This window comes from Micromonospora sp. M51 (assembly GCF_018070305.1).
GTDB lineage: Bacteria > Actinomycetota > Actinomycetes > Mycobacteriales > Micromonosporaceae > Micromonospora > Micromonospora parva.
Genome location: NZ_JAGPXZ010001480.1, coordinates 1 through 491, shown reverse-complemented (window position 1 = coordinate 491; position 491 = coordinate 1). Strand labels below are relative to the sequence as shown.

The 491-nt window shown below is 64.8% G+C and carries 1 pseudogene; it reads left to right on the top strand.

Annotation, left to right across the window (positions count from 1 at the left end):
• Positions 1–17: 17 nt before the first annotated feature.
• Positions 18–491, top strand: a pseudogene (locus KBX53_RS35555) (malate dehydrogenase); the annotation flags it as partial.

The window sequence follows — 491 nt, the reverse complement described above, 5'->3', positions numbered from 1 at the left end:
ATACCCGCACCGTGGGCGTGACGGGCGACTACTCGCGCACGGCCGGCTCGGAGGTGGTGGTAATTACGTCGGGCCTGCCCCGCAAGCCCGGCATGAGCCGCGACGACCTGATTGCCACCAACGCGGGCATCGTCAAATCGGTGACGGAGCAGGTGGTGAAGTACTCGCCCGATGCCATTGTCATTATCGTGAGCAACCCGCTCGACGTGATGACCTACCAAGCCCACAAAACCTCCGGGCTGCCCCGCGAAAAGGTGTTCGGCATGGCCGGCATCCTCGACACGGCCCGCTACCGCGCCTTTTTGGCCGAGGCGCTCAACGTGAGTCCCAAAGACATTCAGGCGGTGCTGATGGGCGGGCACGGCGACACGATGGTACCGCTGCCGCGCTACACCACCGTGGGCGGCATCCCGGTTACCGAACTCATTGGCAAAGAAGAGCTTGATGCCATCGTGCAGCGCACGGCGGTGGGCGGCGGCGAGCTGGTGAAG